The sequence below is a fragment of the Paenibacillus borealis genome (assembly GCF_000758665.1).
Classification (GTDB): Bacteria; Bacillota; Bacilli; order Paenibacillales; family Paenibacillaceae; genus Paenibacillus_AQ; species Paenibacillus_AQ borealis.
The window spans coordinates 4,208,877-4,225,221 of sequence record NZ_CP009285.1 but is presented as its reverse complement, the minus strand read 5'-3'; the positions used below and the strand labels follow the sequence as shown (position 1 = coordinate 4,225,221).

Sequence of the window (16,345 nt, the reverse complement as noted above, 5' to 3'; positions counted from 1 at the left end):
ATGTCTTGCTATGACGGTGAAGCCTGGCGCCTGGCCTCCACCTAACTATAGCTGGCTCCGCTGCAGGCTGAACAGTTGCAGAACCTACAATGAACTCTCATTTCCCGCTATCCGGGGAATAATTGTAGATAACGCTACATCAGAATGGAAAGTGAAACCCGCTTACCGCTTCGTTATATCATATAATGAAGGGAACATCCGCCGGATAAGGGAGCGATAGCAAGTGAAGAGAAGAATATCAGCCAAAGTACAGCTCATTTATACCGCATTATTCATCCTGATTATCCTGACAACCGTAGCCATCAGCTATATTAGCTCTATCCGTCAGTTAGAAGCGCAGGTGATTGGTTCGAATCAGAATGTGCTGAGCCAGATCAGCAAACGTGTAGACAGCACGCTGCAGGAGATCGATTTAACCACAATTAATCTGCTGCGGAGCAATGACACCCGATCCTTTTTTGAAGATTCCGGCCTCGATACACCGCAGCATTTGCTGGGCCTCTCCATGCTCCAGGATCAGCTGGGTAACAGTCTCGGAGCCAATTTTAATATGAAGGGTATCTATCTGTATTCGGAGAACAGCGGCAAGCTCCTCTCTGCTTCCGACTATTACCCTCTGGAATCTGCGCCCTCGATGGGCTGGATCAAGTCCTTCACCGGAAGTGCCCAGGCCGGGAAGTGGAACGCCTCTCCTCCCGCTGCCCAGAGCAGCGATTTCCTGCTTGTCCGCAATTACCCTTTTACCGCCGGACCCAAAGACAGAAGCGGTGTAATGGTCACGCTGATTAATGAAAAGAGTATTTCGAAGATGTTCGACGATCTGCAGTTCAGCGACAGCTACAATGTATTTCTGGTCGACGGGAACGGGAATGTTCTATCCCATAAGGACCCCAAGCAGATTCATCAGAGCATTCTGGACAACAGCTACGCTTCCCGGGTGCTCGCGCGCGATGGGCGTGGTTATGTGGCAGAGAAAACCGCCAACGGCAGAAATCTCATATTCTACGATAATTCTTCCTATACCGGCTGGAAGCTGATCTATATCGTATCCCAGCATCAGCTCAGCACGCTTTCACTCACTGTGCGGTATATTCTGATCGGCATGGCCTTGCTCATGGTGATCATCGCGGTTTCCGCAACCCGGTTCGTCAATCACCGCTGGTATGCTCCTATGGAGTTTTTCATCGGGAGGCTGGAAGAGATTACAGAGCGCACTCCCTCCGGGTTCCAGAGCGGAGCATCCTCATCTGCACTCTCCTATAATGATCTGCATAACAGAATTGAGCAGGTATTCACCGGCTATTCCAATGCAGAGAAGAAGCTGCACGAGAGCATTCCGGCGCTGAAGCTGCAGATCATGTTCGATATTCTGACCGGCAACCGGACGAAATTCGCTTCCGTAGAGCCGATGCTGAAGCATGTGGGCATTGAACTGTATCCGGAGCATTATATCGTACTCACCATAGAATTCGATAATAAGGCGATGCTGGAGAAGGTCGGAGACATGAACCTGTACCTGTACGCGCTGTGCAATGTAGCTGAAGAGATGATCCGCTCCCGGCAGGATAAGGTGAAAGGGGCAGCAATTCAGATGAACGACGAACAGGCGGTAATGATTCTGAGCTTCAGAGCTGGAGGAAATGCGGAGAATACTGCGGAAGCCAGATCTCTAAGCGAAGATTTCATGGCTTATGTTGAGGTACAGTTCAGACGGACGATCTCTATCAGCATCGGCGGGCATTACGACCACTTCCATGACATCCGTAGATCCTATCTGGAGTCGGCCGGACTGATATCCTGCAAGATTCTCCTGGGGCACAACGCGCTCATTACCTCCAGTGATGTTGGTGCATGGGACAGCGGCAGGCTGCTTGAAGTCTTCGAATCCGTTGATGCCGTGCAGGAAACGGTCAAGCAGGTGAACGCGGAGAAGACCGGAATCGTGCTGGAGGAGCTGTTCAAACGGGCAGCCCGCTGCAATCTGTCTAAAGAGATGATGGTTCAGCTCTGCCTGCAGGTCATTCTGAAAGCGCTGCGAACCGCGGCCGACTCCAGCTTGAACGAACAGTTTCAGACGGAGCATGAAGCGGTGTTCATCCGCCTGCAGCAATGCGAGACCCTGTACGAGATGCGGATGGTCTTAAGCTCGCTGATGGCTGAACTGATTCAGTCGCTGCAGGAGAAACGGAGCATGAAGAAAAAAAGCGGCGAATTAATTGAAAGCGTTCTCTCCTATGTCACGGAGCACTACGCCGAGAGTGATATTTCCGTTAATTATTTGGCCGACCGGTTCAACATCAGCCCCAATTATTTAAGCAAGCTGTTCAAGGAATATACCTTCAGTAATTTTGTCGACTATCTGATTGAAGTACGCATGAAGGCCGCCCACCGGCTGCTGCTGGAAACTCCCATGAAGCTGAATGATATTGCCGAGCAAGTCGGCTACACGAACTTCTCCAGCTTTCTGCGCAATTTCAAGAAACACTATGGCATGACCCCAACAGAATACCGCCAGCTGCATTTGAAAAGATAACCTTGTCATCTCATTAAAACAAAAAGCCGCCTCTTCGGCGGCTTCCTGTGCGCATATGTTCTTGTCCGTCATGTCAGCATTATTTAGAATACGGCGTTATCCCCGTTGTGAACAGATTATCCACTAACCCGAAAAAATCTTCCGGCGCTAAATCCTTTCCCCGCTGAAGCCATAGACGGAATAAAGAAAGTGATGTTGAGATGTGAAACTCAATTAAATATGGTGTTAATGAATCGTTGTGCGGAACGTTCAAATCCAAGTTGTTAAGAGTGATTTCCCTTTTCAGGCGTTCCAAAAAACGGATACTGCCATAATCACCCAAGAGTGCCTTGAGGACGGAGAGATATCCCGGCTTCTCCAAACAATGAAGCGCATCCTGAACAGTATAGGTAGGCAGCTCTTTCTTCGCCAATTCTTCTTTTATATAATTCAATAAATCATTTTCAACAGAGTCCAACAAATCGTAAATATCAGTAAAGTATTGATAAAATGTGCTGCGGTTATACCCCGACTTCTTCGCAATCTCTTGAACCGAGATTTTTTCAATCGGCTTTTGGCTGTATAGCTCACAAAAAACATCGATAAAATTTTGTCTGGTTTTTTCCGTGGTTTCGGGCTGCTTTTTCAATGTAACCTCCTATTCCGAACAAGATTATCATCCGACAAATCATAAAAAACTGATGGTTGATGAAGGAATACCAAAGCTTTATGATCACATCATACAACACGTTGTCTGATAGTCAAGAGATGATGTTTAAACATAGGGGGGATTTGTATGTCAGCAAGACCATATAGGATTTTAATTTTTGGTGCAGGTGTTATAGGGAGCGCATACGCAATCAAATTCTTGGAAGCAGGGGTGGATGTTACTCTGTTTGCACGTTCTAACCGGTTTACAGCCTTGAAAGAGAAAGGTCTGCAATATAATGAGAAAGGTGCCGTTAAAGCGGTACAGGTAAAAGTCATAGATAAGCTTGAAAATGATGATGTATACGATTTTATTTTTGTAACCGTTCGTTACGATCAATCCGAATCCGCGTTGCTGGCACTCAAAGACAATCAAAGCAAAAATATTGTTACCATGACTAATAATTCGATTGGATTTACTTCGTGGCTGGATATTGTTGGAGACAGACTTTTACCAGCTTTTCCCGGGGCAGGCGGACAGATTAAAGAGGGGATTTTGTATGCCCGGTTCCCTCCAAAGATTCTGATAGCTACTATGTTCGGCGAAATAAACGGTGTAGTGACAGAACGTGTAGAGAACCTCGCTCAATTATTCAAAACAGCAAAGCTTCCTTACACAATGAATAAGGATATGAAGGCCTATCTCATAACACATTCCGTATCGGACATTGCATTGCTTAGTGTTTTACACTCTGACCATAAGGTCATTGACGAACAAACAATCAGAACCAGACAAACGGCACACCAAATAACAGTCACCTTAAAAACGTATTTAAGGGCAATTCAAAAAGCTGGCGTTGCAATTCATCCATCTGTATTTAAATTTGTGCTTTTATGCCCAAGCCTGATTTTGGATTTATTCTTTATGATGTGGCTGCGGACTAGAATGGTACGGGATATGCTGCTGCCGGATTATGCGGATAGTGCAAACAGGGAAATTGTACGGCTGAGAAACGATTTATTGAAGCTCTTAAGTTAAAATAATTAGCTCTTCAGCTTAATATAGGGACGAAGCAGATAACTTGCTATTTTTAAAGGATTAAGGGTTGTGCTTGTAAGCAATTTTTTGCCCAAGTAGCTGTCGAGATTACGGATAATGAGATCCAGGCTCTCATTCGAGAGATGCTCCATCGTTCGGCGCAGGACAAGCGAGTTCTCATAACTCTTTCTGATTGGCTTGGTAAGCTCCTCATAATTACCCAAACCGCATAAATCCTGGGCGGCATAAATTCCTGTCATCCAGGAGGCATGCTGCCCGAAGCCCATGAAGGGCATCATTGCGCCAAAGCAATTACCGACATAAAATGTATTGCCGATCCTCCCGGAGTGACATACCCCAAGGGGGTAACCGGTAATTTGAAACTGGTCCGTGACGGGCAGCGCTTGCCCCAGCTCCGCTTGTACCTTGAGATAATAACGGTCCCATAAGGTTTCGATACCGGTATTAATCTCAGGGATATCTGGAATGGCAATGACAAGGTTAGCCTCTTTCTCCGAGAAGGGGATCAGGTATCCGTATCCGAAAGGAGCGAGCTCGTAGTCCAGCCACGCTTTAACCTCATAAGGATCAAATTGCCCCTCCACCGTTGCTCCTTTTACTGAAACCGTCAGGTCTTCCCTGAAATTCCCGGTCTTCTTCGCGTAATCGCTGTCCCCCGTTGCCATCACCACATGCGTGTAGTCTGCTAGCAGTTCTTCATACGTTTTTTCAGATTTATAATGGATTTTCGACTTCACCTGCCGCCCCAGCTGCGCTTCGAATGAATTCTTCTGTCTTCCACGAACGTTCGTGAAGCCAAGCTGCCCTTCCAGAATAGCCTGCTCATGCTTCGAGTAAAAGGTGAACTTTGAAATCCCGGCAGCCGGATGAAGAAAAATACCAAATTGCTCGGATAAGTAAGCGATGCTGTCGTTAACGGGACGGGTGAACATGGAGAGCAGCACTTCGGCATTCACAAACCGGTCTCCAATCATACTGCGGCTTTCAAAAATCACTGGTTCTATTCCATGCTGCTCAAGTGTAATGGCACAGGCAAGCCCCGAAATTCCTGCCCCCATGATTGCAACTTTCATCAAGCGCTCACTCCTTCCAGACATTCTCTTTCATACATTCTTCCCGTAACAGCGGAGTGAGTATTCACTTAGGCTTGAGCGAATTTACACAGGATTACCCAATTTAATAGTTTATCTGGAATTAATTGCAACGTCTATCTTCTATTTCATATGAAGGATGGTATTTTTTAGCATATAATCGCTTTAATTAGCTAAAGGAGGTGAATTTACATGAAAAAGGAAGAACAAGAATTGCTTGCAGTCATCTTAGAAGTCACTGAAGAATTTGATAACGACGTTACACGTGAGAACAATGTGAATAACATTCACTAACAGTTCTCTGCAGCCCGGCCTCCTCATTGAATCACCAGATGAGGAGGTATTCTTTTCATTATGGAGGTCTTGAAATGGTAAAAACTGCGCTTATCTACCCTCCGATCAGCGATCCTACTTCGGGATATCACAGCCTTTGTTGCTTGGCGGGCTATGCGCGGCAATTCGGCTTTGAAGATATTGATATTATTGACAGCAATATTGACGCATGGCTGTACAACGTAACGCCTGAGCAAATCGGAACAACAATGCAATATATCAATGAACGTTATGCGCAGCTTCAAGCACTGGAAGAACCTACGCCCATTGAACAAATGGAGCTTTATTATGCGCTCAAAGTACGAGGCATGAATTTTGCCAGGGAGCTGCCAGCCGCGCTGCACACTTTCCGTGATGAAACAGAATTTTTTGACTACAGGCTGTATACAAGCGCCGTTGAGACCGTAATGCTCTGGATGGATGCCTTATCCTTAAAGGGCTTCCCGGGGCAATTCAGAGGGTTCAGCTTAGCCACCAGCGGATTCTTCAATATATTTAGCTCCCTGGATATGCGCGATACCCGAATCACCGGAGTAATCTCAGAGCCTTTCGCCGACTACTACAGGAACGAATTGATTCCCGGCATCATCACTGGCGGTTATTCCCTCGTTGGTATCAGTATCACCTATGTTGCCCAAATTCCTTTCGCACTGAGCATGGCACAGCACATTCGGAAGAGCTGCCCGGAAATCCGGATTATATTCGGCGGTACCGCTGTCTCAGATTACTGGAAATATATTTTGAACAAAAACGATTTCTATGCGGTATTCGACTCTGCAGATGCCTGCATTATCGGCGAAGGTGAAAGTGCACTGGTCTCTATCCTCCAGGCAATGGAGCATGATAGGCCGCTGCCTGCGTCTCCGAATATTGCGCTGCATCCAAGAGTTCAAGCCGTATCTGATACCTCCCCGCTGGAGATCAAATACGAAGATATCTGCTCCTTTCCGGCGCCGGCGTACAGCAAGCTGCCCTGGGAGAAATACCTGTCCCCTTATCCGTTCATCTACTATTCCCCTTCGCGGGGATGTTATTGGAACAAGTGCACCTTTTGTGATTACGGCCTCAATACCGATTCGCCTACCAGCCCCTGGCGGCAATACCCGCTGGATAAAATTATGGAAGATTTGAGGATGCTCGCCGTCACCTACAAATATATTTATTTCTCAGTAGACGTATTGTCTCCGGCTCTGCTGCTCAAGCTGGCTGCGGCAATCCTGGAAGAAGGCCTCGACATCCGCTGGGGAGCAGAGATCCGGCTTGAGGAATACTGGACACCGGAACGCTGTGATTTGCTGCATCAAAGCGGATGTACCGCCATCTCGGTCGGATTTGAATCCGGGAACCAGCGGATATTGAATCTGATTCATAAAGGAACCAAGGTCGACCGGCTGCAGGAAACCATTCAAATGTTCAGCGAAGCCGGCATCGGCGTGCAGATTATGGGATTTACCGGATTCCCTACCGAAACGGTTGACGATGCCTTGAGTTCCGTCCATTTTCTGCAGCAGAACAGCAGGTATTGGACTTTTGGCGGACTTGGCCAGTTCGTCTTAACCAAAGGCGCGATTATAGCCAAAGAACCGGAGCGTTTCCGTATTCAGGATATCCGGCCTTTTGAGGGTGAAGATGTCGCCTGGAGGCTGTATTACAGTGAGCAAGAGCACTTGCTTGCCAATTCTTCACGCTGCGGGTCTAAGGAGCTGACTGAGGCCAAAACATCCTTGCGGACCAATCAGTTTGACCGTCCTTGGGTGGGGGGAGTGGATACTGCGCATTCGATGTTCTATCATGACCGGTTCGGAAGCAATATCCTCGAAGTCATCAGCGGGGATAATTCTGCGGCAGCTAATGAGAACGAAATCATGGAATTGAATGGGCATCTTATTGAGGATCACTATTACCTTCCTGTCCACAAGCTGTTTAACAAAAAAAGCCTGGATAACATTCTTGACGCATCCGACCGCGAAGGAAAGGCAGTCACCGCGCAAAATATAACTGAACTTCTTGGGCAATGGACTTCCGAGCATTCCAGTTACCCGCAGCCCAAAGAGCAGCAGCTGTTCGTCCGCCGGGATGGCACTCTGTTTCCGTTTCCTGTACCGATGATTGAATTTCTGCGGAAGTTCGAACACGGCTTGAGTCTGACGGAACTACTGGAGCAATCGGGGCAGCATGAGTTTCATACCAAGCTATGGCAACACTGTATCTCGAGCCGGTTTCTGCGGCCGAAACGGCCACCGGCAGCAGAAACTTGAAGATCTTGGACAAAGGAGGTGTTCTCAGTTGAATTCCACAATCAGTAAACCTAATTACAGGCTTCTGCTAAAGCAGAATGCCGACTTCCGCTATCTGTGGCTGGCCCGGGCAAGCTCCTGCTTCGGGGATTCTTTATACAATCTCGCAATCAGCTGGCTCGTGTACTCGATGACCGGCTCCTCGCTCCAGGTAGGGCTGGTGATTGTCACCAAGTTCCTGCCGGAAATGATTCTCGGTTTATTCATTGGTGCCTGGGTAGACCGCTTGAACAAAAAGATTCTGATGCAAATCTCCGACGCCGCTCAAGCTCTGCTCACCGGAGCCCTTGCTGTATTGATGTTAACCGGGCAGCTTCAGCTGCTGCATATCTATCTGATCACAATCGGCCTATCGATTATGGGCAATCTGTTTGCAACTTCGCAGAGCTCCTTCCTGCCGGAGCTCATCAGGGATAAAACCTACCTCATCTCAGCCAATTCACTGCTGTCCGTTTCCCTGCAAATCACCCGTATTCTCGGCACGGTTGCTGGGGGGATATTGGTAGCCTCCATAGGAAATTCAGGGGCCGTGATTGTGGATGCGGTAACGTTTATCGCCTCACTCGCCCTGATTCAGCAGATTAAGAGGCGCGGCAAGGCCCCGAAGGATTCCCGCGCCGCCACCGGCTTGTCCATCTTCGAGGAGATCCGGGAGGGCTGGGGATGGCTGCGGGGACAAACGGCTATGCTCCTGCTCATCCTCCTCGGTACGCTCAGCAATATTGCCTTAGGGCCCAGCAATGTGCTTCCCCCCATGCTGATTGGGGAGCTGCTGCAAGGCGGTTCCAGCGAGCTCGGTATTTTCAATGCCGCTATAGCTGCCGGACTGCTTCTGGGCGGACTGTTCGTCGGCAGCAGATCCCCCCGGAGAATTGGTATCTGGTTTTCCTGTGGACTGGGTGTTCAAGGCCTTGGCATGTGTGTTATCGCATTATCTCCTGCACTCTGGTCCGCTTGCTTCGGCAACCTGATCTTAGGCTTTGGTGTGACAGTCACTGTGATCCCGATGAGCACCTTATTCCAGCTGCTTGTCCCGTCTGCGCTTCGGGGACGCGTCAACAGCATCAGCTCCATGGCCTTTAATATCTCCATCCCGTTAACCTATGGCGGAGTAGGTATTCTGGCCGACAGCATCGGTGTGGAGGTATGCTTCGGTCTTGCCGCCGCCTTGTTTGCCGTCTGTCTGATCATCGGGCTGACCAATCATCATCTGCGCAGCCTCGACATCCAAGCTCCTCAGTCCTCCCCTTCACCTCAAACCGGTCAATCCGCATAAATAATTCAAACAAAGACTGCAACTCATTTAAGAGTATACAGTCTTTATTTTAGCAGTAAGCTTCACGAGTTTTTCATAATCGCTCTTAAGCTTCCACTTCAACAATGATATTAATAATAGAAGCATCATGGTCTTTAATACGAAGGGGGGCTGCGAAGGCGGAGATGAGTTTTTTATCAATTAACGGCGCTGGATTTATGTCTTCGTAAATGAGCATCGTCGGCTCTTCATACTTCTCATGGTCTAAAAAGGCATGATGGACAAAAAAGCCGGTTCTTTTGGCTTCCGCCATATTTTCAATGCTTAAGGTATCAATAGCTACGGCTTTGCAGTTTGGCAGCTTCGTCCGGATGTATTCAGCAGCTTCGGGAGAGACGGCCGGGAAATGGTTGGCGTATCTTTCGAAATCCGTATCCCTGTATTTCCAATAGCCCGTATTGAAGATTAGAATATCTGCTTCATGAAGCTTTTCGTACGCCTCAAGCATAGCGATTGTAATGAAACCGTCAGGTCCTAGCGGGCAGTCAATCAATAGCGGGCTTCTGTAGATGAAGTCTTCAATTGGAACAGCATCTATGCCCTTACCGTTATTCAAATGATGCCATGGTGCATCCACATGGGTACCTGCATGAAGATAAATGGTTAATACACTTCCGTTCCATTCATCTCCTTTACTCAAGCGCTCACGAGGATCTAATTTCACTTCTGGCAACCCTGGGAAAACCGGCATTCCTGCATAAATCGGGTAACCGATTTCGACGTATTTTGAAATAGTAACACCCTCCTGTAGTTTCTTAGGCAGAATATATACCGGTAATATTACAGCTTAAAAGCTGATGGCAGATAGTACATTATTGCAGCAATTATTCTTAAGCTTATTGGGCAGTTAGAATCAACGGTCCGTCTGCCGTGATTGCGATCGTGTGCTCATACTGCGCCGACAGCTTGCCATCGGCTGTTCTTGCCGTCCACTCATCATCATCGATCGTGATACGATACGTACCTTCATTGATCATGGGTTCAATTGTGAACACCATGCCTTCCTTTAACCGGATGCCTTTGCCGGCCACACCGATATGCTCATAGCTAGGCTCCTCGTGCAGGCTCCGCCCGATCCCGTGCGCCAGCAGATCACGTACGACCGAATACCCGTGCGCTTCCGCGTGCTGCTGAATGGCCGATGTGATATCGCCAAGCCGGCCTCCGGGAACCGCCCGGGCGATCCCCAGATCCAGGCATTCTTTCGTCACCTTCATTAATTGCTGCACCTCCGGCCGGATGCTGCCCACCGCATAGCTCATGCATGAATCGCCGAACCATCCGCCGTATTCCGCAACGATGTCGAGCTTCAGCAAGTCCCCGTCGATAACCACCCGGTTCGAAGGAATGCCGTGAGCCACCACATCGTTGATTGAAATACAGGTTTCTGCGGGGAACCCGTTATAACCTTTCGTAAACTGCTTGCCGCCCAGCTTGTTTATGTGTCCTGCAACAAAGTCATTGATCTCCCGGGTGGTAATCCCAGGCTCGATCAGTTTGGCCACTTCACGGTAGCAATCGGCAACGATTTGCCCAGCCGTCTTCATCTCTTCGATTTCCCTGGTTGATTTGAGAATAATCATCTTTGGTTTATTCGCTCCTTATTCATTCATTCTGGAATTTCAGAAGCCGGGTGATATCCCCGGCCTCTTCGTGCAGCTTACCGCGGCGAAGCGAAAGCGAGGCGCAGCCGGCCAAGGCGGCCAGCAGCATTTCCGCACGCTGCAGCCGATACGGTGATTCCGCTTCGTTTCCTCCGGAAGTGGAATCACCGTCCGCCAGCAGAGCGGCAAACGGCGTAAGCACCTCCTGGAGAAACGCGGCCGAGAGCGGAGATGAACGCGCTTCGGGCAGCGAAGCAAAGCCTTCCCCGGCCTGCTTATACAGCAGGTATACAGCGTGATCCTCTGCCCAAAGCTCCAGCAGCCGGACGCTGGCGGTGTCGGGGCTAAGCTCTGCGCCACCCATCCATCCCCCGGCCCGGTCCAACGCATCCCATAGCAGATCGTTGAGCAAATCTCCCTTATTGCTGTAATAATGATATACCGTACCATAGCCGAGTCCCGCTTGCGCGGCCACATCGCGGATTTCCAGTAATGGCCCTTTATCCAAAAAAACATCGGCTGCGGCTTTGCGGATTTGCGCCAGCCGGCGCAGCCGGATATCCTCATTTTGTTCCTTCGTGCGTGGAGTCATCTAGTCCGTCCACCTCTTTTATTTTTGACCTGCTGTTATGTCAATATAAAACATCGGAACAGGAAAAACAAGTACCTTTTGAAGTTGGATATACATATGAAGTATGATTATTTAAGGAACCCAATGTGGTAGACCATAGACGGGAGGCATTCTAATTATGAGTGATGAGAAGAACATAGCTTATATTCCAGAGGACCATCCGCTGGGTATTTCGGTAATTACAGCGGTTCATACCGGCGATATCCCAGCCTTAAGGCAGCTGCTTGAAGAGAACGCCGGGCTGGCCACATCAAGAATTGTAAGTAACGGGGAATTGCGTTCAATGCTGCATATTGCAACCGATTGGCCCGGACATTTCCCTAACAATTCAGCGACAGCTGCACTGTTGATAGAAGCCGGTGCCGGGGTGAATGCCCGGTTCACTGGACCGCACAGCGAGACCCCGCTTCATTGGGCTGCAAGCTGCGACGACGTCGAAGTGCTTGATATCCTTCTCGATTCCGGTGCTGACATCGAGGCATCCGGCGCCGTCATAGCCGGCGGAACGCCGCTGGATGACGCAGTGGCATTTGCGCAATGGCGGGCAGCCCATAGATTGATTGAACGTGGAGCCAAAGCTGCTCTTTGGCATGCAGCCGCGTTGGGTCTGGTAGATGCTATGGAAGCTCACTTCGCCGGAGACCCGCTCTCGCAGCAATACCCTTGGGGAGCGGGACACTCATCGCCTCCGGACGAGGTGAACGTCGCTTTCTGGTGCGCCTGCCACGGCGGACAACGAGAAGCTGCCGAATACCTGCTCGGCCGGAAGGCGGATATAAACTGGATTTCTGTGTGGGACGGCCTCACTCCCTTGGACGCTGCTCAGCGCAGTGCCTCCCCTGATATGGTACAGTGGTTGCACGGATTGGATGCTAAATCCTCCATGAGTTAGGTTTATAAACAAAACAAAGACTGCAACTCAGATTCTGAGTAAACAGTCTATGTCTTAGCAGCAAGCATCCCCTATTAGATGGTTCTATACTAAAGTATATTCAACTCTTGTTAATCATATACCTGAATCAGTAGATTTCACGATCCGCAGCCTGCTCATTTATGCTTCTAATACAACGATGATATTATCTTATTCCCTTCACTTATTAATGTTTCTCCGCCAAGCTTCTGTATTCAGCTCATTATTCATGACAGCGGCCACAAATGAGCCCGCCGAAGCCGAAGCGATTGCCTGATGCATCATAGATGCTGCATCCCCGGCGCTATAAATGCCTGGGATATTTGTTTGTCCGGATTCATTAACGGCGAGTACTCCTGTTTCTGTAAATTCGCATCCGATGGTGCGTGGAAGGTCAGAGCCCATCACCAGCTCGGGTTTAAAAAAGATTCCCCTGGCTGGAATCACCGTTCCGTCTTCCAGTACAACTTGTTGAACGATTCCATCCTTCGAGTCGATATGCCGGATCGGTGAGTTGAACAAGGGAATATGATTGTGCTGGAACTCCTGGCGCTGGGCCTCCGTCAGTTCATCTGGACCATTCGTACAAACCGTAAGCTGGCTTGTCCATCCCGAGATAACCGGAGCGAAATGCATTAGGACAGTCCCCTTCGATATGACGACGAGCGGCTGGTCCCTTAATTCCCAGCCGTCACAATACGGGCAGACGAAGGCGCTTTTTCCGTATACCTCCTTAAGTCCCGAAATGGAAAGCGGCTGATCCTTCATGCCGATGGCAAATAATATTTTTTGGCTTGATATCATTTGTCCTTCCATCGTGCTCAATTCAAACTGACCGTTGGTTCCTGCGATCGATATCACTGTATCCGCTACGAATGATGCCGAAGGATAAGCCAGGATCTCTTCTTGTGCAATTCGCCGGAACTCCCCCGGTGGGATCCCATCGCGGGTAATAAACCCGTGAACCGCACCAGTTACAGCATTACGCGGACGCCCCTCATCGATTACCACTACCCTTTTCTTTGCCCTTGCCAGCACTAAAGCGGCATTCAGACCAGCCGGTCCGCCACCGATAATTACTACATCAGCATATTGTTTTTCCATAATGAATAACCTCCTTCATAGATTCTAAATGTCTATAATTAGACAGCAAGAAGCCAGCGACTTCTTATTTGATTCGATAAAACAGATATCAAAGAGCTTCTTTATCCACAATAGATGGTTTATTACTATTTTGCAATGATTATTTTTTAAATTAATATTAGCTTTCAGTGGTGGTATCAGCTCCGATTGGCCGCTTGGATCAGCCCGGCAAGGTATTGCTTCTGCTCTCCCTCAGCTTTGTCAGCAAGCTTCTGCAGCTTGTTCTTCCCGCCCCAGATCAGGTAGACGAGATGTTCCACCTGGTAGTAATGCAGGCCGCGTACCTGATCGAGCAGCACTCTCAGCAGCCTGGTATCCTCCAGTTCACCCTTCATCTTGAGCTTCAATGAATCTGTACAGTACAGCATACACGTCAACATCACGGGAAGCATCTCTCTGTAAATGCCGTATTGTTCGATTAACGCAGCTGTGAATCTATTCTGGACAGACTGATGTTCAACATCTACCTTCTCCATATATTGAACGACCAGCGGGAAATATGCCTGATCTGTGAGACCCAGTCCAAAGACCGCATAACTGCCCGGCATGCAGCACTTCTCCCCTTCCGCATCCGTATACCATTCGAAGGTTTCCATCGCCGCCTTGGCGTATTCTTCAAGCAACGGGTGTACTCCCGGGTAATCAAGCGCGTTGGCAAAAAAACGGTGCGTGCCCGTCTTGCCCAGTCCTTTGAGCGGCAGCCAGTGCTTAACTGTGGAGTTAAACTTAATCTGGTAGCTTTTCGGAAAGCCCAATTTCAACAGATTCGTCAGGAAGCGGAGCGCAAACGCATAACTCTCCTCTGACTCCTGATGAATACGGATGCGTACCTCGGCAAATACATCATTAGCGCTACATTCCACCTGATCATTGCATAATCTCATAACCTCTTCTGCAAAGGCACCGCTGCCATGATTAATTAGCCGTGCAGCCTGGACACTGCCGAGTTCGAGCGCACATTGCAGGAAGGCAAGCCCCGCACTTCTGCTGTAGGAAGGCTCATATTTGAGGATGCAAACTGCAGCAAAGATCACGAGCTCAACCGTTTCTTGCCCGGCATTTTCAAGTACAGCATCTATCTTCTTCGTAAATCCCGTCTGCCACTGGGTTCCTGTGTTCTCGAAATAACGCGGCAGCCAATGATCTTCTACCCAGTTCCTGAGTGCTATGGTGATAGTATTGCGGTGCTCAGCCAGATGCTTGTTCCCTTTATTCAGCTCCAGGATCTTCTCATACACAGCGATGATTCTGCCGAAATCCAAGACGGGATACAGTCCTTCATCCAGGAGTTGCCGGGCCAGGAAAAAGGTTTCCAGCGGCTTGGTCGGATATTTGCCGGCTTCAAGCTTGTTAGAGATATAGAAGCTGATACGTTCCAGAAGCTGTTGCCTCTTCGCCTCATCTGCATATTCAAGAATACGCACATTAACAACACCGCTGCTCACCTGGAATTTCCCGTCAAACCTGAAGCGGTAATCCAATACTGCCGGCGGTAATGCTTTTAATTTGTCCAGCATATACGAAGCGAGCTCAGGGATAATCTGCTCCCGCACTTGCACCTCTGTCAGCTGCTCAGGGGTATTCTGCTTCCTTTTACCCGGCTCTGTTAAACCAAGTAAATTATCTGTCACATCCACCCTGCCATCCGCATATTCGAGGAGAGCATACCCGTGAATGCCTGCCTGCAGCGTGGTCCGTTTTACAATTTTCTCTGCTTCTTTATCACTGATAAAGATGAGCCACTTGTCTATTTCCATTTTCATTTCTTCAAGAATTGCTTCCAGCGTATACTCCATGTCTATTACATGCTCCTTTACACAGCGATATCGGCAATGAAATTGTTCATGCCCACTCTATTATTATCTACACTAGATATTACCGTATCATGATTTACCGTTCAAATTTTAACATTGGATAGTCAACATTTCCCTTACTTCTAAAGTGACGGTATAAATGACTAACGGCTTTCTCTTCATATGGAATAATAATGTTATTCATAAGAACGCATGTGCTATAATAATTTTGTGGATGTTTAGAAAAGAGAACGTCTACCCGAATGAGAGAGATTGGAATGCGGCTGCCAATCTTCTAAAACTGACTATGTAAATGGCACCATGGGTTAGGAGCTAACCAGTAAACTTGGACAAACTGGGAGTGTTAGCTCCGTTGACTAGAAGCACCTACCTCTTAGGTGATGTGTAGTTCACTGCGCCTATTTTGGCGCTGTGCTCGACTTGGTCTATTGCTACTGTCGATGCTCCATCCCACGCATATAGATGTATAAATACATAATTTACCTATATTTTCAATCCCTTTAATCAATGGGAGGTGGTCTCGTGTTAATACATATCCAGAGCGGAGAGACATATCCTATTTCATTTCATTATTTGCAACCTCATGATATCGTGGATCAGATGTATGATTGGGAAGAAAACTTCGACTGGTCAGTATATTTCGGGCAGCATGGCATCGCAGTGTATAAGATGGTTATACATGGTGATGATGTAATTCAAGGAGCGATAGCCCTTGAGCATAGAGAGGATCATGTGTGGGTACATCTTATTGAAAGTGTCCCTAGAAAGCGTAAAGAGTTCGATTTAATTGGTGAGCACCTGATGGTGTTTGCATGCAAATGTAGTATGGAGGTTGGCTTTGAAGGTGCAGTTGCTTTCCAGTCAAAGATGAAAGCACCACTTATTCAATATTACATTAATGTCATTGGAGCAAAGAGGATCACTTCTACCTTCATGCTTATCGATGAATCTGTCGCAGAACGCCTGGTTATGCTATACTTATGCTAA

Annotated in this window: 13 protein-coding genes; 6 read left to right on the top strand and 7 right to left on the bottom strand. The window is 48.2% G+C overall.

The annotated features are described in order from the left end of the window. Positions 1–223 precede the first annotated feature (223 nt). Positions 224–2,533 (top strand): helix-turn-helix domain-containing protein, encoded by a 2,310-nt coding sequence (locus PBOR_RS17835; RefSeq protein WP_042213911.1) that lies wholly within the window; start codon positions 224–226, stop codon positions 2,531–2,533. Between the two features lie 79 nt (positions 2,534–2,612). Here PBOR_RS17835 and PBOR_RS17830 read toward each other — a convergent pair whose 3' ends face one another. Beyond that, positions 2,613–3,161 (bottom strand): TetR/AcrR family transcriptional regulator, encoded by a 549-nt coding sequence (locus PBOR_RS17830; protein WP_042213910.1) that lies wholly within the window; start codon positions 3,159–3,161, stop codon positions 2,613–2,615. Between the two features lie 147 nt (positions 3,162–3,308). Between PBOR_RS17830 and PBOR_RS17825 the strand changes: the two genes are divergently transcribed. Next, positions 3,309–4,199, top strand: coding sequence for a ketopantoate reductase family protein (locus tag PBOR_RS17825; protein WP_042213909.1), 891 nt, complete (start codon positions 3,309–3,311; stop codon positions 4,197–4,199). A 5-nt stretch (positions 4,200–4,204) separates the two neighbouring features. Here the strand turns inward: PBOR_RS17825 and PBOR_RS17820 are convergent, their stop codons facing one another. Further along, complete coding sequence (locus PBOR_RS17820) at positions 4,205–5,293, bottom strand: NAD(P)/FAD-dependent oxidoreductase (protein ID WP_042213908.1); 1,089 nt, start codon at positions 5,291–5,293, stop codon at positions 4,205–4,207. A 386-nt stretch (positions 5,294–5,679) separates the two neighbouring features. Between PBOR_RS17820 and PBOR_RS17815 the strand changes: the two genes are divergently transcribed. Further along, positions 5,680–7,902, top strand: coding sequence for a B12-binding domain-containing radical SAM protein (locus tag PBOR_RS17815; protein ID WP_042213907.1), 2,223 nt, complete (start codon positions 5,680–5,682; stop codon positions 7,900–7,902). 28 nt (positions 7,903–7,930) lie between these two features. Next, positions 7,931–9,217, top strand: coding sequence for an MFS transporter (locus PBOR_RS17810; RefSeq protein WP_042213904.1), 1,287 nt, complete (start codon positions 7,931–7,933; stop codon positions 9,215–9,217). A gap of 85 nt (positions 9,218–9,302) precedes the next feature. Here PBOR_RS17810 and PBOR_RS17805 read toward each other — a convergent pair whose 3' ends face one another. From PBOR_RS17805 to PBOR_RS17795, 3 genes are all read right to left on the bottom strand, one after another. Continuing rightward, positions 9,303–9,971: a cyclase family protein gene (locus PBOR_RS17805; RefSeq protein WP_281192358.1), complete on the bottom strand. Its 669-nt coding sequence runs from the start codon at positions 9,969–9,971 to the stop codon at positions 9,303–9,305. A gap of 121 nt (positions 9,972–10,092) precedes the next feature. Beyond that, entirely contained in the window at positions 10,093–10,839 is a 747-nt protein-coding gene (gene map / locus PBOR_RS17800; protein WP_042213899.1) for a type I methionyl aminopeptidase, read from the bottom strand. 22 nt (positions 10,840–10,861) lie between these two features. Continuing rightward, positions 10,862–11,452, bottom strand: coding sequence for a TetR/AcrR family transcriptional regulator (locus PBOR_RS17795; protein WP_042213897.1), 591 nt, complete (start codon positions 11,450–11,452; stop codon positions 10,862–10,864). Between the two features lie 157 nt (positions 11,453–11,609). On the opposite strand from PBOR_RS17795, the gene PBOR_RS17790 reads away from it, so the two are divergent. Then, positions 11,610–12,383, top strand: coding sequence for an ankyrin repeat domain-containing protein (locus PBOR_RS17790; RefSeq protein WP_042213894.1), 774 nt, complete (start codon positions 11,610–11,612; stop codon positions 12,381–12,383). A 198-nt stretch (positions 12,384–12,581) separates the two neighbouring features. Here the strand turns inward: PBOR_RS17790 and PBOR_RS17785 are convergent, their stop codons facing one another. Further along, positions 12,582–13,505: an NAD(P)/FAD-dependent oxidoreductase gene (locus PBOR_RS17785; protein ID WP_042213892.1), complete on the bottom strand. Its 924-nt coding sequence runs from the start codon at positions 13,503–13,505 to the stop codon at positions 12,582–12,584. Between the two features lie 176 nt (positions 13,506–13,681). After that, positions 13,682–15,340 carry a DUF6138 family protein gene (locus PBOR_RS17780; protein WP_042213890.1) on the bottom strand — a complete coding sequence of 553 codons (1,659 nt, stop codon included), beginning with the start codon at positions 15,338–15,340 and terminating at the stop codon, positions 13,682–13,684. Between the two features lie 540 nt (positions 15,341–15,880). Between PBOR_RS17780 and PBOR_RS17775 the strand changes: the two genes are divergently transcribed. Continuing rightward, positions 15,881–16,345: a hypothetical protein gene (locus tag PBOR_RS17775; protein ID WP_042213888.1), complete on the top strand. Its 465-nt coding sequence runs from the start codon at positions 15,881–15,883 to the stop codon at positions 16,343–16,345.

Coding starts and splice junctions, on each gene's coding strand:
- PBOR_RS17825 (WP_042213909.1), top strand. CDS start 3,309: ATGTCAGCAAGACCATATAGGATTTTAATTTTTGGTGCAGGTGTTATA.
- PBOR_RS17820 (WP_042213908.1), bottom strand. CDS start 5,293: ATGAAAGTTGCAATCATGGGGGCAGGAATTTCGGGGCTTGCCTGTGCC.
- PBOR_RS17815 (WP_042213907.1), top strand. CDS start 5,680: ATGGTAAAAACTGCGCTTATCTACCCTCCGATCAGCGATCCTACTTCG.
- map (WP_042213899.1), bottom strand. CDS start 10,839: ATGATTATTCTCAAATCAACCAGGGAAATCGAAGAGATGAAGACGGCT.
- PBOR_RS17795 (WP_042213897.1), bottom strand. CDS start 11,452: ATGACTCCACGCACGAAGGAACAAAATGAGGATATCCGGCTGCGCCGG.
- PBOR_RS17790 (WP_042213894.1), top strand. CDS start 11,610: ATGAGTGATGAGAAGAACATAGCTTATATTCCAGAGGACCATCCGCTG.
- PBOR_RS17785 (WP_042213892.1), bottom strand. CDS start 13,505: ATGGAAAAACAATATGCTGATGTAGTAATTATCGGTGGCGGACCGGCT.
- PBOR_RS17780 (WP_042213890.1), bottom strand. CDS start 15,340: ATGGAGTATACGCTGGAAGCAATTCTTGAAGAAATGAAAATGGAAATA.